This is a genomic window from Sphaerimonospora sp. CA-214678, assembly GCF_050942215.1.
Lineage (GTDB): Bacteria > Actinomycetota > Actinomycetes > Streptosporangiales > Streptosporangiaceae > Sphaerimonospora.
Map to the genome: position 1 here is coordinate 97,854 of NZ_CP192057.1, position 16,142 is coordinate 113,995.

Below are 16,142 nucleotides of genomic sequence, written 5' to 3' on the forward strand. Positions count from 1 at the left end.
AGATCATCCCGGCAACCGCATCACTCGAGGAGCTTCCCCGATGGTCCGCACCCGTACGCATGAGACGGTCAAGGCGCCTGCCCTGCCTCGCCGGCGCCGCCCGGCGATGTTCCTGCTCGTCGTGGTCTTCATCGGCCTGGGCGTGCTGGCCGGGCAGTACGCCTACGCCCAACTCGACGAACGCAGCTCGGTGGTGGTGGTCGCCCGGGATGTGCCCATCGGACAGGTGATCGGCCAGGACGATCTCGCCGCGGTGCGGATCGCCGCTGATCCGATGGTCGCCACCGTCCCGGCCGGGCGGCTCTCCGAGATGGTCGGCCGGGTCGCCGCCGTCGACCTCATGACCGGCACGCTCCTCGCGGACGGCCACACCACCGATGCGATGACGCCCGGGCCCGGCCAGCAGCTGGTGCCGCTCGCGCTCAAACCCGGCCAGCTCCCGGCGCGTGGCCTGCGCGCCGGAGACCACGTCCTGGTCGCCGCCGAACCGACCGATCCAGGCCAGGCGACGGCCGGCACCGCGACGAAGGACATCCCCGCGACCGTGGACCAGGTGAGTGAGGCCGACCCCGAGGGGACGAGGGTCGTCGATCTCCTGGTCGGACCCGGGGTGGGCGGCCTGATCGCGCGGGAGGCCATGCGCGGCCGCATCGCCCTCATCCTCACCTCTCGGGGGGACGCCGCGTGACAGGCACTACCTCACGTTGCCGCCGCTGCCCGTACGGCTCCCGCCGACCCGGCGGCCGGTCGAATGAGATGCGGGGATGACGATGATCGCGGTCGTGTCTCCGGGCGGATCGCCCGGGGTCACCACAGTGTGCCTGGCCGCAGCGTTCAGCTGGTCCAGCCCGGTCCTGCTCGCCGAATGCGGAGAAAGCAGCGTGCTGCCGGGCTATTTCGCCGGGCGCCAGCCGTACCGGGCCGGCGTCGTCGAGGTGGCCATGACAGCCGCCCGAGATCTCGGTGCGGCACGGTTGCAGCTGGAGGAGGAGACCGTCGCACTGGACGGCGCCGCCAGGCGGAAGCTGCTCCTTCCCGGAGTGGCCGATCCACGCCAGGCCCTGCAGATCAAGGACTCGTGGCCGCAGATCGCCGAGGTGCTGAAGACCTCCGACCGCATTGTGCTCGCCGACGTGGGCGCCCTCGGCGTGGAGAGCGTTCCGTACGCCATCCTCACCGCAGCCGACGCCGTGGTGCTCGTGCTGCGCCCGACGGTGCGTTTCGTGGCCAGGTGCGGCCCGCGCATCGAGGCGCTCAGCCGCGGGCCCCTCGCGGCCACGCCGCGATACCTGCTCCTGATCGGCGAGGGACCCTACTCACCGGCGGAGATCAGCCGGGCTCTCGGCGGAACACCCGTCCTGGGCGTGATCCCGACGCTGCCCCGCGCGGCGGAGATCTTCTCCGACGGAGCTCCCCAGCACCTGAGATGGTCGGCCCGGCTGCAAATGTCATCCCTCCTGCAGGCCGCCACCGGCTTCGGCGTCGAACTGTGGGAGCACCTGAAGTCCCGGACGTACGGCCAGGCGTCCGTCCCGGACGCGGGCGAACCGCCTGGTACGGCCACGCCGCTGCGGCAGCTCACCCCACCGCCGCCGGTCCCGGCGTCGCACATGCCGCCGCCGTCTTTCGGCGTCGGCTCCGCTCTCGACGCGGGCCTCGACACGACGACCGGAGAAGGCCGATGAGTGAGCATCCGCTGTGGCTGGTCGAGGATCTTCCCGGCCCCGCAACCATCGCATGGCCAGCAGAACAGGGGAACCTCCTCCCGGCCCCGGGCTTTCCCGAACCCGCAGCCGACGACCTCGACGACGTGGCGTTCCGTACGGCCGTCGACGAGATCAGCGCCCGTGTCGCCGAACCCCTGGACGGGGTGGCCACGCGCGAGGAGGCCGTCCAGATCATCCGGACGGAGACCACCGCGTGGGCGCGCGAACGGTTGACCGGAGGGATCGTCGTCTCGCCCTGGACCCACGCACGGCTGGTCCGGGCCGTGGAGGACGAGCGGTACGGCCTGGGCGCACTTGAGCCGCTCATCGCCGACCCGGCCGTACAGAACATCGACATCAACGGCTGCCGGGAGACCTGGATCACCTACGCCGACGGGAGCAAGGTGCGCGGACCGGCGGTCGCCGGCAGCGACGAGGAACTTGTCCAGCGCATCCGCATGTGGGGCATCCACGGCGGCCAGAGCTCGCGGGAGTTCTCCACCGCGACCCCGCTGCTCAACGCCGCGCTGAAAGAGCGGGTGCGGCTCGCGGCGGTCATGGCCGTCACGCCCCGGCCGCACGTGTCGATTCGCTGCCACCGGCATGTCGACGTCACCCTGGCCGACCTGGTCGAGCTCGGCACGCTGGACGCCGGGGCGGCCGCGTTCCTGGCGGCAGCCGTACGCGCGCGCAAGGACATCCTGGTCGCGGGGAGCGTGAACGCCGGCAAGACCACACTGCTGCGGGCCCTGGCCGCCGAGATCGACCCCGACGAGCGGATCGCCACGCTGGAGAGCGAGTACGAGCTCTACCTGGACCAGCTGCCGCACCGGCACCGGGACGTGGTGGCCATCGAGTCGCGGCAGGCCAACAGCGAGGGCCACGGCGAGATCACCCTGGACGCGGCGATCAAGCACTCGCTCCGGCTGAACCCGGTACGGATCATCGTCGGCGAGGTGCGGGCCGACGAGGCCTGGTCGATGCTGCAGGCCATGAACTCGGGCCAGGAAGGCTCGCTGTGCACCATCCACGCCAACTCAGCCGAGGAGGTCTTCCCCCGGCTGCTGATGCTGTGCCGCTCGGGCGGGCTCGCCCTGTCTTCTGAGGACATCCACGGCATGGTCGGCATGGCGGTCGACTTCGTCGTCCATATGCGGCGGGACGCGCGCACCAACCGGCGGTACGTCAGCGAGGTGCTGGAGGTCCTGCCGCCCGCCGACACCCCGATGCCCTCCCGCAACCACATCTACCGTCCGGGATCGGACGGCCGGGCCGTCCCGGCGACCTCGCCGCAGTGCATCGACGAACTGGTCGCCGCCGGTTTCGACCCCGCCCTGCTGTGGAGGGCGTCATGACCGGCTCGCTGCTCGCGCCGCTGGCCGGCGGACTCGTCGCCACGGGCATCGTCTGCCTGGCGGCGGCCGTACGAGGCCAGACCCCGGCCCCGCCCCGGCCGGACGGCAGGATCGCGGCCCTCGCCGGTGCCGTACGCCACCCCGCGATGCGCAGACAGACCGGCGCGGCGGTCTTGCTCGGCCCCGCCGTGCTGCTGCTGACCGGCTGGCCCATCGCCGGCCTCGCCGCCACGGCCGCCTGCTTCGCCGTACCACGCCTGGTCGGAGGCCGCGGCGCCAAATCACGCATCGCCCGCCTCGAAGGGCTCGAACAGTGGACGCGACGGCTGGCCGACATGCTCAGCGCCGCATCCGGCCTGGAGGACGCCCTGGCCCGCGGCGTCGAGCACCCGCCCGAGGCGATCGCCGCCGAGGTACGCGACCTCGGCCGCAAGCTCGCCATGCGAGCCGACACCGAGCAGGCGCTGCGCGCCTTCGCCGACGCCCTCGACGACCCGGTCGCCGATCTGATCGCCGCCGCGCTCATCCGCGCCACCGTGCGGCGGGGTGTGGGCGTACGGCAGGTGCTCACCAACCTCGCGGCCATGGTCGCGGCGCAGGTGGCCGCACGCCGGGAGGTCGAGGCGGAACGCGCCCGGCACCGCGCCACCATCCGCTGGATCATGGTGTTCCTGCTCGGCTACAGCGTGTTCGCCGCGCTGAACCGGGAGTACGTGGCGCCGTTCAGCACGACGGCCGGTCAGGTGGCGCTCGCCGGTGTCGTCGCCTGCTACGCCATCGGTTTCTGGTGGCTGTACCGGCTCGGCAACGCCCGCCCGGCGGGCAGGTTCCTCCACCGGGAACAGAGCGGGAGGCCGCGGTGAGCGTGCTGTTCGTCGTGTCCGGGGCCCTGATCGGATTCGGGCTGTTCCTGCTGGTCGGTGAGCTGCGGCCCGCGCCACCCCGCTTGGAGGAGGTGGTGGCGCGGCTACGGCACGGCTACGTCCCACCCGACACATCGGGTGGCGTGGCCGAGCGCATCGGCCGCGTCCTGGCCGCCCGCCTCAGCGGGTTACCGTGCCCGCGCCGCGACCTGGCGCTGCTCGGGCGATCGGTCGAACGGTTCCACGCGACCAGGACCGGCTGTGCCGTACTCGGCCTGACGCTCCCGGCCGTGGTTTCCGCGGCGCTGTCGGCCACCGGCGGTGACCCCGGGATCGCGCTGCCCGCCGGGGCCTCCCTGCTGGGCGGACTGCTCCTGGGCCTGGCCCCCGACCTGAGCGTCCGGGCCGAGGCCGCACGACGGCGCGCCGACTTCCGGCATGCCATCACCGGCTACCTGGACCTCGTGGCGCTGGAGCGCAGCGCGGGGGCCGGACCGGCGGACGCCCTGGAGAAGGCCGCCTCCGTCAGCGACGGCTGGGCGTTCGGTCGCATCGCCGCCGTGCTGGAGCAGGCCCGGCGCAACCAGCGACCACCCTGGGAAGGGCTGGCCCGGCTGGGCGAGCAGGTCGGCGTCGCCGAGCTCACCGACCTGGCCGACATCGCCGCGCTCGCCGGGCAGGAGGGCGCCCGCGTCCTTGAGACGTTGATGAGCAAGGCCGCCTCGATGCGCGGGCAGGCCCTGGCCGCCGCCAAGGCCGAGGCCAACGGCCGCACGACCACGATGGTCATCCCGATCGCGTTGCTGGGCGCGGCCTTCCTGCTCCTGTTGACCTTCCCGCAGATCTATCGGCTGGTCGCCAGCTGAACAGGAAAGGAGAGGCCACCGATGCGCCTTCCCGGAAACCACCTGCCCCCGCAGATCGACTGTCTGGTTGTGCGAGTGAAGGTCCTCGGGCAGCGACTGCGCGAGGACCGGGGCGCCAGCACCCTGGAATGGGTCGTCCTCACCGCCCTCATCATCGGCATCGCCATCGGTGCCGTCGCTGTCCTGAAGAGCAAGGTCGACGAGTGGCTCGGGAAGATCCCGTGAGCGCTCCCGCGTTGGCATGGCCCTCCCGCCCGCTTCAGGTCTTCGTCGGCCGTCGTACGGCTCGGGCACAGCAGGGGCGTGCCCGGCCGCGCGGGAGCCGTACGGCGTCGCGGGAGCCATCGGGGGAGCGCGGCGCGGCCACGCTGGAGATGGTCGTCCTCTTCCCGGTGCTGCTCCTGGTCCTGGCGATCGCCGTGCAGGCCACCTTCGTCTACCAGGCCAGATCCACCGCACAGGCGGCGGCGCAGGAAGGAGTCCGGGCGGCACGCGCCCACGGAGCGGCGCGATCGTCGGGGACGGCTGCGGCGCTGCGGTTCGCCACCCGAGTCGGCGGCGCCTTCCTCATCCAGCCATCGGCCCGGGCCGGGGGTGATGCCCGCACTGTCGAAGTGGTCGTCTCCGGCCGGGTCCCGACGTTCATGCCCGGCGCCGGCTGGACCGTCTCGGAGACCGCCCGGGCCCCGGCCGAGCGCTTCGTCCCCGCGAGCCGGCCATGAGCGCCTCATGTCGTACGCGGCGGGGTGAGCGGGGGAGCGCGACGCTGGAGCTGGTGGTGCTCGCACCCGTGCTGCTGGCCTTCATCGCGCTGATCGTGCTGGCCGGGAAAGTGGCCAACGCCTACGGCGCCGTCGAGTCGGCCGCACGCGACGCCGCCCGGCAAGCCTCCATCGCCCGCGACCCGGCCCAGGCCAGGCAGACCGCCACTGCCAGCGCGGCCGCCGTACTGCGCCGCGAAGGCCTTCGCTGCGGACCGTCCATCTCGGTGGACACCTCCGGGTTTTCTCGGCGCATCGGCACCGCCGCCCAGGTCACCGCCAGGGTGTCCTGCGTGGTCCCGCTCGGGGATCTGCTTCCGGGGCTTCCCGGTAGTCGGGCGGTCCGGGCGTCGTTCACCTCGCCCATCGACCCGTTCCGCGGAGCGTGAGCATGAGGAGTGATCGGGGATCGGTCACGGCGTTCACCGCCGCGGTGGTGGGCCCGCTGATGCTGCTGCTCGCCGCCTTCGTCTGGGACGGCACGGCAAAGCTGCGCGCCGGGCGGGAGGCCTTCAACATCGCGGAGGAGGCGGCCCGGGCCGGAGCCGGATACGTCGACCGGCGCACCGCCTACACCGACGGCCGCTACGTAGTCGACCAGACCGCCGCGCTTCGAGCCGTACGTTCTTATCTCGCCTCCACGGGATATCCCGGCAGCGCGTCGCCGGTCGGGACCCAAGCTATCCGGGTCCGCGTACGGGTCACCAAGCCCACCCTTTTCCTGGCCCTGATCGGCGTCAACGACATCGCGGTGACCGGTACGGCAACCGCCCGTCTCGTCCCAGGCGTGGAAGGAGAGCTCCGATGAGGTTCCGCCTGCTCGATGGCCTGCGGGCACTGCTCGCCGCCGCCGTCCTGATCGCGTTGATCGTTGGGGTGCCAGTGGCCCTGCGGGCGCTGGCCGGACCCCTGCTGCCTGCGCACCTTCCCAGCCTGGAGGAGATCGGCCACGCACTGACCCACCGCGACGACGGCACCCTCTTCCTGGGCGTGGTGAAGGTCGCCAGCTGGATGGCGTGGGCGGCCTTCGTCATCGCCACCGCCGTCGACGTCGGCTATCGGCTCGGCGGTCGCGTCACTCCGCGCCTGCCCGGACTCGGCCCGGCCCAGTGGCTGTCGGCCCAGCTCATCTCCTCGGTCGCACTGGCCGCCGGCTCTCCTGCCGCGTTCGTCATGGCCGCCGTACCGCCCGCCGCGATGGTGACCACGGCCTCCGTAGCGCTGGCCGACACCACCGTCGAGCAGGCTGCCACCGTTCCGGACACCGGATATGAGCCCGTACGGCTCACGGGCGCCGTCCACCACGACGTTGGACTCTCTTCTTCTTCCGATCAGGCGGGAGCCCGGCTGGTACGGCTCACGCACGCCGTCTATCAGGTGCGCCGCGGTGACTGCCTCTGGACGATCGCCGAACGGCATCTCGGCGACGGCGAACGCTATACCGAGATCGTCCAGCTCAATCAGGGCCGCGTCATGACGGACGGAGCCCGGTTCACCCAGCCCGACCTCATCCACCCCGGCTGGGTGCTGCGCATGCCGACCACGGCCAAGCACCTCGACAAGATGGAGCTCCCCAGGCCGGACAGGCACCCAGGCCACTCCAGCGGTGCCTCCGAGTTCTCCCGACCGCACGATGGGGCGACTCCCACGCCTTCGACGACACCTCAGCCGGCGAGCCCGGAGTTGACGAAACCCCCGGGGGAGCGGGCGGAAGCCGTACAGGATGCACGCCCATCCACCGAGAACCTGAAGGCTGGGAACCCGAGCGCTCACCAGGGCCAAGCCGTACGGGCACAGCCCGAACCGACCACGGTCCTGCTCACCGACGGCGGAGCCGAACGGAACGGCGATGCCGCGATGCCGGTGGCCGCCGCCTTCGCCGGGGGAGTGGCGGTCGGCTCGCTGTTCACCCTGGCCAGGCTCCGGCACGCGCAGCGGCAATCCCGCCGCCGAGGCCGCCGCATCGCGCTGCCCGCCGATCCCGGCACGTTGCGTGCCGAGCAGGAGCTGCGCCGGCTGGCCGTACCGGAGGCACGAACGCGCGCACGTGAGGCGCTGGCCTGCCTCGGTGGCGCCGTGGCCGCCGTCAGGCGCGACATCCCGCCCGTGCTCGGAACACGGGTCTCGACCGAGACCGTCGAGGTCCTGCTGGCCGGTCCTTCGGGTACGGCTCCCGCCCCCTTCACCCAGGGCCGTACGAAAGCGACCTGGCGACTCGACATCGGGAGAGCCGACAGACCAGATGCTGCCACTGAGGTGCTCCCAGCGCTGCTCACCGCGGGACACCTGCCCGAGGGCCAGGCCCTGCTGGTCAACCTCGAGCACCTTCAGGTCGCCGTCGTGTCCGGCCCCGACCAGCTGGCCGACCGCCTGATCGTGACCGCGGCCACCGAACTCGTTACCGCAGACGGGCCGTGGTTCGACGTGCTGGCCGTCGGGTTTCCGGAACTGGAGGCGGCCGGAGGACGCGTCCGCGCCTGCGCCGATCTGGCCGAAGCGGTAGCGCTGCTGGCCGACCGGGCACGGGAACTCCGTGGACGGCTGGCACAGACCGAAGGCCCGGGAGACGTGGCCGGCCGCCGACTCCACGACCCTGACGGCGACTGGGCGCTGACCGTTCTGATCAGCAGGGACGCGCCCCCGGCCGATCAAATGGCCCGGCTGATCGACACGGTCACTGCCCTGCCGGGCGGCCTGGCCGCCCTCGTCCCCGGCGATGCTCCATCCGCGCCGAGCCGGTTCGCGCTGTCGCAGGATGACGACGGCCCGCTGCTGGAGGTCGCCCCGCTCGGCCTTGCCGTACGGCCGCATCTGCTGTCGATCGAGTCCTATGAGCGGCTGGGGGAGCTGTTCACCGTCGCCGGCGACACGGGTGATGTGGCCGCCGACGCCCCTCCGTACGACGCCTATGCCCGTGAGAACCTGCTGCCGTTGACAAACGACGCGACGGCGGCAGACGCGGTCGCTTACCAGCAGGAAGGCGCGGCGTCGGCACCCGGGGGAGAGGCCGAGCAGGAGGGGCCGGCCGAACCGGCGGCTGCGCCCGACCAGGCGCTGGACGTCGTGCAGGTGTCCATCCTCGGGCCGCTGGAGATCACCGGTACGGCCGCCGACCTGCAGCCGAAGATGGCCGAACTCGTGCTCGCCCTGGCTCTGGCCGGGCCGATCGGGCTGCGCAACGTCCAGCTCGCCGCCATGATGGGCCCCGATCCTGACACTCCCAAGCCGTCGGACCAGATGCGCCAGCTCATCACCCGTACGAGGGGCAAGCTGGGTAAGGCACCCGACGGGCAGTCCCGAATCCTGTGCGACTCCGCCTACGTCTACCGAGCCCACGGCATCACCCTGGACTGGACCCGCTTCCAGGAGCTCGCCGACCGTGGTGCCAAGCGCAACTCGACGGACGACCTGTGGGAGGCGCTCGCCCTGGTGCGCGGGCCGGTGCTGGACGGGTGCTACCACTGGTGGCTGGAGACCCCGCTGATCGAGAACATCCGGGCCGAGATCGTCGACGCCGCCGACCTGCTCGCCGAGCTCGAACTGGACGCCGGCCGCCCCGACCGCTCCGCACGCGCCGCCCGCCTGGGGCTCGCCTCCGACCAGTACGCCGAGCAGCTGTGGCGGGCGCTGATGCGCGCCGAGTACGAGGCCGGGAACATGAGCCGCGTTCACGAGGCATGGAAGGCCTGCCTGAAAGCGGTCGGCGAGGTCAGCGCCGACGGTGACCCCCACCCCGAAACCACCGCCCTCTACCGCCAGCTCACCACCGTCCGCCGCCCCGCCTAAAGCATCCGTTGGTCCACCTGTGTGCGGTGCAGGTGGCGCGACCCGTGACCTCAATCCATCGCCAACCCAGGAACCGGCGACGCCACGCTCGTGCAGGTCGGCGAGCATGCCGAGCGCGAGTTGTGGCTTGCCGGAATTACCTTCTCAAGAACCTCGGCCAGCTCACGGCGTTCCTCATCGGCCGCCCACACACCCGACGGGAACAACGGCGATCGATCAGCGTGTGGCCGATCGGCGTGGTGAACGACAGGTGCACGGCCACCCGGCATAATCCGATCCCGCCCAGGGTGCCGGAGTACTGGCGGGCGGCCCCGACGGTATCGGTGAAGGACTTCGCATCGCCGGTCTCGTCAGTGATCAGCGCCGTGTCGGTGCCGCCGAGCCGCTCGATGGCCCAGTAGGCCCAACGGTTAGCGATGGCGTTGTCATCCCAGCGGGCCCGAGACAGGAAATGCTGCAGTACGTGTGGACTGCGGTGCTCGTCTCCACCCTTCCCAGCCGCCCGCTTCTCAAAGATCGCGACCTTCGGCCGTCGTGACGGAGCAGGGCTTTCCCGTTACTAAAACTGATCTTTACTTTTATTGCCGCCTTATGTCATGATCACTCCGGTTTTGTTCGCATCTGTTCGAAAGGCTGTGAGTGAACACACGCCGATCAGCGTCCGGCTTATCCATCCGGACGCGCAAACGTGCTGCCCTGATCACGGCACTGATGCTGCCGCTCTCGCTCATGAGCGCGCCCGCGACCGCACAGGCCCCCACACCACCCCCGACCCCCTCCTCCGCCGCACCGGCAACACAACCCGATGCCACATCGGACCCAGACCTCAAAACCGCCTGGGAGAAGGCGGCCAAGTCCGGTAAGCCCGTGGAGGTCCCCGCCCGGTCCACCGAGAGGATGAAGGTCTGGGCGAACCCCGACGGCAAGCATCTGCGCGCCGAGCTGCACACCCGGCCCGTACAACTCAAGAACCCCGCCAGCGGCGCATGGGAACCCATCGACACCCGCATCGTGACCCGCGACGGCAAGTTGCAGGCCGCCCGGGTCAAATCACCGCTGACCTTCGGCGGGCGCGGAACCAAGCACCTGGTGTCGGCGAAGGGGGAGCAGGGCACGAGCGGCCTGGAGGTGACCCAGGCGCTGCCGGAACCGAAAATCTCCGGCAACACGATCACCTACCCCGACGCCGTGGCACCGGGGGCGGACCTCGTGGTGATTGCCCAGGCCGACGGCTTCGTCTCCCAGGTGGTCTTCCGGCACAAGCCGACCGGCCCGGTGACCGTACGCCTGCCGCTCACCCTGCCCAAGGGCACCAAATTCGGTAAGACCCCCCAGGGGTTGCCGCAGCTGAAGGGTGCCGAAGGCAAGGCGGTGGCGGCTCCGATCGTGCTCACGGCGATAGACGCCAAGGTGGAAGCCGGCCCCGATCAAGGCAAGACCTCCCGGGTCGACGCGCACGTGGAGACCTCCGGCACGACGTCGGAGCTGGTGTTCACCCCGGATGAGAAGTTCCTGGCCGACCCGGCGGTGACCTACCCGGTGACGATCGCCGCCGCCTCCGAATGGTTCGGTGGCGGACGACCCGACGACGCCTGGGTCAACAAGAACGACCCCTACAGCAACCACGCCGCGGACGGATGGCTACGCGCAGGCACCACCTCCACCAGCGCGGACATCGCCCGCGTGTACCTGTGGTACGACCTCGACGCCCCGGAACTGGAGGGCGCCACCGTCGTCGATGCCGACCTGATCATCTGGAACTACAAGTCCGGCGGCCCCAACGGGGCCCTGTGCGGTGAAACCCTGGGGTCGGGCATCGTCGCCCAGCGGGTCACCTCCTACTGGGACACCGGGACTCTGGACTGGAACCACCAGCCGACCAGAGCCAGCGGCACCGAAGGACTCAACCAGGCCGGCTACAACTACGACGCCAGCGGCATCTGGTGCGCGAAGGACGAAGCCCTGTGGCATCAGGTCAAAACCATGGCCCGCGCCTGGATCGAACAGGGCGTACCCAACGAAGGGATGGTGCTGCGAGCCGACAGCGAAACCGCGGCGATCAATTGGCGCCAGTACTACTCCAGCGAATACAGCGGCCAGCCGTACCCCGGCTACCGTCACCCTCCCACTCTGATGGTCGAATATCAGCCGGCTGCTCGGCCGCTAGGGGTAGTCGGATGGTTTGCTCCTGATGAGGCTGGCATCACTAGCAGGGCGGTCGCCGAAGCGATCGACGCCAATCCCGAGCTGGGGCGCGCCGAGGCATCCCTGCCTACGGCCACCGACATCACCGACGAGCAAGCGGCGGCCGAAAAGGAGGCGTCCAGCGATATTGTCGAAGTTTCCCCCGAAGAGGCTATAGAGCCGGATCCGGAGATCGAGAATCCTCCCGCAGACACGACACCCCCATCTGTGGCGAACACGGATCCTGCGGCGAATGCGGTTGTCGCCGATGTCTCAGAGATATACTTGAGTTTTGATGAGGAGGTCAGCGGGACGCAGATCGCCCTCAAGGAGGGTACCGGAAATCCTTTGCCCGGGAGTGTTACGGCCAGTGTGACTCCTGCCGGGTGGATCTTCACCCCAACGACGAAACCTCTGCCACAGGGTGAATACACGGTCGAAGTCACGGGAGCGACCGACGCTGCGGGCAACACCATGGCACCATTCACGTGGTCATTCACAATCGGCACTCCGCCGAGCGAAGGCCTTGTTGCCGCGTATGGCATGGAAGAGGGATCGGGTTCGACGGTCAGCGACTCGTCTGGGAGCGGCAATACGGGCACGGGCACCGCGGTGACGTGGGTGAGCGGTAAGTTCGGCAATGCCCTGTCGTTCAGTGGATCTAGCGGAAGCTGGGTGACGATCCCGCACAGTGCCTCGCTACGGCTGACGACCGGTATGACGCTGTCTGCGTGGGTCAAGCCGGCGTCCAACAGTGGCTGGCGCACGGTGCTGATGAAGTCTCATGCGAGTGGTTCCGCGTATGGCCTGTATGGGTCGAACGGCGCGGTTCCATCCGCGTGGTTCCTCAAGTCGGATGCTTCCAGTCATAACATTGTCGATGGCGTTTCGGCTTTGCCGATGAACAGCTGGAGCCACATTGCCGTCACGTATGACGGGTCGGTGGCGCGGTTGTACGTCAACGGCAACCAGGTGCGCCAGTCGGCTGTGACCGGTGGCTTGGTGGACGATGGCGGTGCGCTGCGGCTCGGAGGAAACACGCTGTGGGGTGAGTACTTCAGAGGTGTGATCGACGAGGTGCGTATCTACAACCGTGCTCAGTCGACTGCCGAGATCCAATCCGACATGGGGCGCGCGGTCGCGACCGCAGGTCCCACACCATCCCCTACCCAGGGCCTTGTTGCCGCGTATGGCATGGAAGAGGGATCGGGTTCGACGGTCAGCGACTCGTCTGGGAGCGGCAATACGGGCACGGGCACCGCGGTGACGTGGGTGAGCGGTAAGTTCGGCAATGCCCTGTCGTTCAGTGGATCTAGCGGAAGCTGGGTGACGATCCCGCACAGTGCCTCGCTACGGCTGACGACCGGTATGACGCTGTCTGCGTGGGTCAAGCCGGCGTCCAACAGTGGCTGGCGCACGGTGCTGATGAAGTCTCATGCGAGTGGTTCCGCGTATGGCCTGTATGGGTCGAACGGCGCGGTTCCATCCGCGTGGTTCCTCAAGTCGGATGCTTCCAGTCATAACATTGTCGATGGCGTTTCGGCTTTGCCGATGAACAGCTGGAGCCACATTGCCGTCACGTATGACGGGTCGGTGGCGCGGTTGTACGTCAACGGCAACCAGGTGCGCCAGTCGGCTGTGACCGGTGGCTTGGTGGACGATGGCGGTGCGCTGCGGCTCGGAGGAAACACGCTGTGGGGTGAGTACTTCAGAGGTGTGATCGACGAGGTGCGTATCTACAACCGTGCTCAGTCGACTGCCGAGATCCAATCCGATATGGCCTCTGCGGTCGCCCCCGTCGGTGCTGCCGCCAAGACGACTGCCGTAATGGCTATCCCGCCTGCGGATAGTGTGCCGCCCAAGGCAGCCAACGCTTTCGAGCGGCTCACGCCGTCGAAGTGCGATGAGCGCCGTACCCTGAGCGGTCGCCCGCAGGGCTGGGTAATGAACCATTACAGCTGGTGCCAGATGGGCAGAGTTGAAGCTGTCTACTACACAGGAAGATGCTTAGGGAACACCACTCCTTGTATTCCAGAGAGGGACACCGTAAACGCCCATGTAATGCTCATCGGATACACCTTCAATGGGGCAGGAGGCGTCGACAAGGCAAAGGGCGATACGGCTCGAGACATTATTGTAGAGGCATACGTATACGATGTTGTGCCGTATGGCTCCACCCCCTTGGGGAAGCGCATGGTACTGACGGTGGATATCGGCAACAAAAAGAGCTGCAATGTGGTTACCTCCAGAGGGGGGCAGACCATGTCCAACTCGCGCAGCGACCTGATCACTAATTGGAAAATAAACGGTCGTGCAACATTCCGCTTCAGGTGCGATCCGAGCAAGGCCCCCGTTTACCGGAAGAATGAATGGGTAACCCCAACAACGGTTCGTAACGACGAGCGCGTCAGTATCACCACGATTCGCCCCTCCGTTACCATCCCTGACTGGCCGAACGCCCGCTACCGGTATGTCACACCCCACATATCGACGGTCGTCGGCAACGTCGTCCGATGCGACTCGGCATGGTACATCGCCTACCGCACCGGTGGATGTGTCTTCTATAAGACCAAGCCTGCGATCAAGTGGACGTATACTGCCACTTCCAAGGATGGAGCCCGCGTCTGGCAGATGAAGCAGGCATACCAGCACTACTGGAACGCCTGCACCAACCCCGACGAGGAAACCTATCCCGTAAAGTCCTCCGACAAGAACATCTTCGGATGCGACATCGGAAACGGAGTTTCCTACCTTCACCGGGAGACACAAGCCCAAAGGGACCTTAATCAAAGCGATACGAATACTCGGTGTAACCGAATGTGGCCGGGATACGTGAACGGCACCGATCCGGACCCGAATAACTGGAAACAGTGCGACGAGATCCCCTTCGCTTCGACAATGGAACGCACATTGGCGCCTGGCCGTAGAGATTTCTCGCTCTGCCCGATTCGTGCACAACACAATGGAGATGCGGGACTTTATCTGGGGCGTTTCTACGATCTGGATCGAGTACTCATTGCCGACCCCTTCATGAGTCGATTTGACACGAAGTACAACGATCCGATCTCGAAAGAGGAGCTCTGTGGGATTCCTGTGAACCCCCAGTAGAGTCGCTGGTAAGGGGCGGAGTCGGCCGGCCTTCATGGTCGACTCCGCCCCTCTGTGAAGTCAATAGACTGGAGTGCGGCATGATCGAGGATGTGGTTCGACGCTACAAGCAGTTCCTGAATGAGCATGAGTGGCTCGCCTACGGCAGTCTGGGGTGGACCGTTTGCCTCTATGGAGAAAATACATCAATAGATATCGAGGAGCAGGTTACGCGAGCATTGTCACGATCCGGGCAGATTGAGCGTTCTGCAATGTCTGTGGTCGAAGAGCCATTGTGCACACCGGGCGTGGTGGTGTTCTATGAGAGGCTCGCGTACGGTTTCTTCCTCTTGGAAGTAGAAGAGAGCTGCGTGAGTGAAAGCCGGGCCCTCCGAACATTGAGCGAGGAAGGTAGCGTTTGGAATGCTTCCTGGAATTCCGGGTACCACAGTCGGTTTACATATTCGGAGGGAGGGGCTATAGCTTATAAATGGTCAGATGTTCAGTTTTCTACTCCCCCCCCTGTGGGTGCTCTTCAGCGGGCGGCAGAGGCGATTGCCGGGGTGGTGGAGCTGTGCCATACGGAGAATAGGCATCCGAGCTTTGCGGACCTGTTGGCCATTGTAGACCTATCAACTGGTGTTACCCTGTCGAATGTCTGGTTAGACGAAATCCGTCCCTGTTATATTATTCGAGACCCGCTGCCTCGCGTGGGTTGGGCTTACGAGTAATAGGTATGGACGTTCTTTGCGCTGACCTGGTCACGATTGACGAAGTTGGATTCACCCTGCTGGACGACGCCGGCGCCCAGCTGCTGTTCCGGTTCGCCGCCGCTTATGAACGGCGCGCTCGGCCTCGGCTCGCGCTGGCCCTTCGACCAGTGGGGACGCTTCGTCCCAGCACGCCACCGCCGTCAGCTTGCCGGACCGGCTCCGCACCACAGCATCATCTCCACATAGGGGATGCGCTGGGCTCGGTCGGGCCCCAGCGAAGTTGATCACGACCGCGGTTGTTGCACCGAGGTACAGCCAGAACGAGTGCGACCAGGGTGGTCAGCGCCATGGCAACTTCTCCTGGTCGGCCGTGCAGGTGTCGAGCGCCTGGCGCTCCCGGGTGATCCACTCCCGAACTTGCTGCAGGTGGCTCCGGCGAAGAGGTCGGCACGGCGGACAGGGGCCCCAAACCGAAGGATCACTCGCTTTTGGCGTCCATGAGCCGCCGCTTAGCCGCGACGTCGGCCAGCACCCGCTCCAGATCGCTCAGGTCGCCGCGGACGTACTCCTTCTACCTTTCGGTTTGCCCGGCGTACGATTCGTCCCTGTCGAGTCCGGCCCACACCCTGGCCACCAGATCACCCATGCCCTCACCAGAAGGGAAGGTTGTGTGGCGCTGCGGTCCCCGTTCGACAACTACGGCGCGAAGGGGAAGCTCGCCCCCTTCCTCGCGTCGCTGCCGTGGCCAAGCCCCCTCAGCGATCACTTCACGGAAGGGTACTTCCCGGAACTAATCGGAGTATGATCTAGGTCCCGGTCCG

At 67.8% G+C, this 16,142-nt stretch carries 13 protein-coding genes; 12 read left to right on the forward strand and 1 reads right to left on the reverse strand.

The window, feature by feature from the left end; translation table 11 throughout:
* The first annotated feature begins 40 nt into the window (after nt 1-40).
* The 10 genes from ACQP1K_RS29125 to ACQP1K_RS29170 all read left to right on the forward strand — a co-directional run bounded on the left by ACQP1K_RS29125 (nt 41) and on the right by ACQP1K_RS29170 (nt 9,337).
* On the forward strand, nt 41-688 hold the full coding sequence (locus ACQP1K_RS29125; RefSeq protein ID WP_433501702.1) for an SAF domain-containing protein: 648 nt from the start codon (nt 41-43) through the stop codon (nt 686-688).
* Between the two features lie 76 nt (nt 689-764).
* Nucleotides 765-1,685, forward strand: a complete 921-nt coding sequence (locus ACQP1K_RS29130; protein WP_433501703.1) for a hypothetical protein — start codon at nt 765-767, stop codon at nt 1,683-1,685.
* Nucleotides 1,682-3,061, forward strand: coding sequence for a CpaF family protein (locus ACQP1K_RS29135; protein ID WP_433501704.1), 1,380 nt, complete (start codon nt 1,682-1,684; stop codon nt 3,059-3,061). The genes ACQP1K_RS29130 and ACQP1K_RS29135 overlap by 4 nt, the downstream gene beginning before the upstream one ends.
* Nucleotides 3,058-3,924, forward strand: coding sequence for a type II secretion system F family protein (locus ACQP1K_RS29140; RefSeq protein WP_433501705.1), 867 nt, complete (start codon nt 3,058-3,060; stop codon nt 3,922-3,924). The genes ACQP1K_RS29135 and ACQP1K_RS29140 overlap by 4 nt, the downstream gene beginning before the upstream one ends.
* On the forward strand, nt 3,921-4,790 hold the full coding sequence (locus ACQP1K_RS29145) for a type II secretion system F family protein (RefSeq protein WP_433501706.1): 870 nt from the start codon (nt 3,921-3,923) through the stop codon (nt 4,788-4,790). Before ACQP1K_RS29140 ends, ACQP1K_RS29145 begins: the two co-directional genes overlap by 4 nt.
* A 21-nt stretch (nt 4,791-4,811) precedes the next feature.
* Entirely contained in the window at nt 4,812-5,015 is a 204-nt protein-coding gene (locus ACQP1K_RS29150) for a Flp family type IVb pilin (protein WP_433501707.1), read from the forward strand.
* Nucleotides 5,012-5,512: a TadE/TadG family type IV pilus assembly protein gene (locus ACQP1K_RS29155; RefSeq protein ID WP_433501708.1), complete on the forward strand. Its 501-nt coding sequence runs from the start codon at nt 5,012-5,014 to the stop codon at nt 5,510-5,512. The genes ACQP1K_RS29150 and ACQP1K_RS29155 overlap by 4 nt, the downstream gene beginning before the upstream one ends.
* A complete protein-coding gene (locus tag ACQP1K_RS29160; RefSeq protein WP_433501709.1) occupies nt 5,509-5,940 on the forward strand; it encodes a TadE family protein in 432 nt (143 codons plus the stop codon). The genes ACQP1K_RS29155 and ACQP1K_RS29160 overlap by 4 nt, the downstream gene beginning before the upstream one ends.
* Before the next feature lie 2 nt (nt 5,941-5,942).
* Complete coding sequence (locus tag ACQP1K_RS29165) at nt 5,943-6,359, forward strand: pilus assembly protein TadG-related protein (protein ID WP_433501710.1); 417 nt, start codon at nt 5,943-5,945, stop codon at nt 6,357-6,359.
* Nucleotides 6,356-9,337, forward strand: a complete 2,982-nt coding sequence (locus ACQP1K_RS29170; protein ID WP_433501711.1) for a BTAD domain-containing putative transcriptional regulator — start codon at nt 6,356-6,358, stop codon at nt 9,335-9,337. The genes ACQP1K_RS29165 and ACQP1K_RS29170 overlap by 4 nt, the downstream gene beginning before the upstream one ends.
* A gap of 136 nt (nt 9,338-9,473) precedes the next feature.
* Here the strand turns inward: ACQP1K_RS29170 and ACQP1K_RS29175 are convergent, their stop codons facing one another.
* On the reverse strand, nt 9,474-9,854 hold the full coding sequence (locus tag ACQP1K_RS29175; protein WP_433501821.1) for a transposase: 381 nt from the start codon (nt 9,852-9,854) through the stop codon (nt 9,474-9,476).
* A gap of 194 nt (nt 9,855-10,048) precedes the next feature.
* On the opposite strand from ACQP1K_RS29175, the gene ACQP1K_RS29180 reads away from it, so the two are divergent.
* Both ACQP1K_RS29180 and ACQP1K_RS29185 read left to right on the forward strand, forming a co-directional pair.
* The gene (locus ACQP1K_RS29180) at nt 10,049-14,629 is read left to right on the forward strand and encodes a LamG-like jellyroll fold domain-containing protein (protein WP_433501712.1); all 4,581 of its coding nucleotides are present in this window, start codon (nt 10,049-10,051) and stop codon (nt 14,627-14,629) included.
* Nucleotides 14,630-14,709: 80 nt separating this feature from the next.
* Nucleotides 14,710-15,339, forward strand: a complete 630-nt coding sequence (locus ACQP1K_RS29185; RefSeq protein ID WP_433501713.1) for a hypothetical protein — start codon at nt 14,710-14,712, stop codon at nt 15,337-15,339.
* The last annotated feature ends 803 nt before the right edge of the window (nt 15,340-16,142 follow it).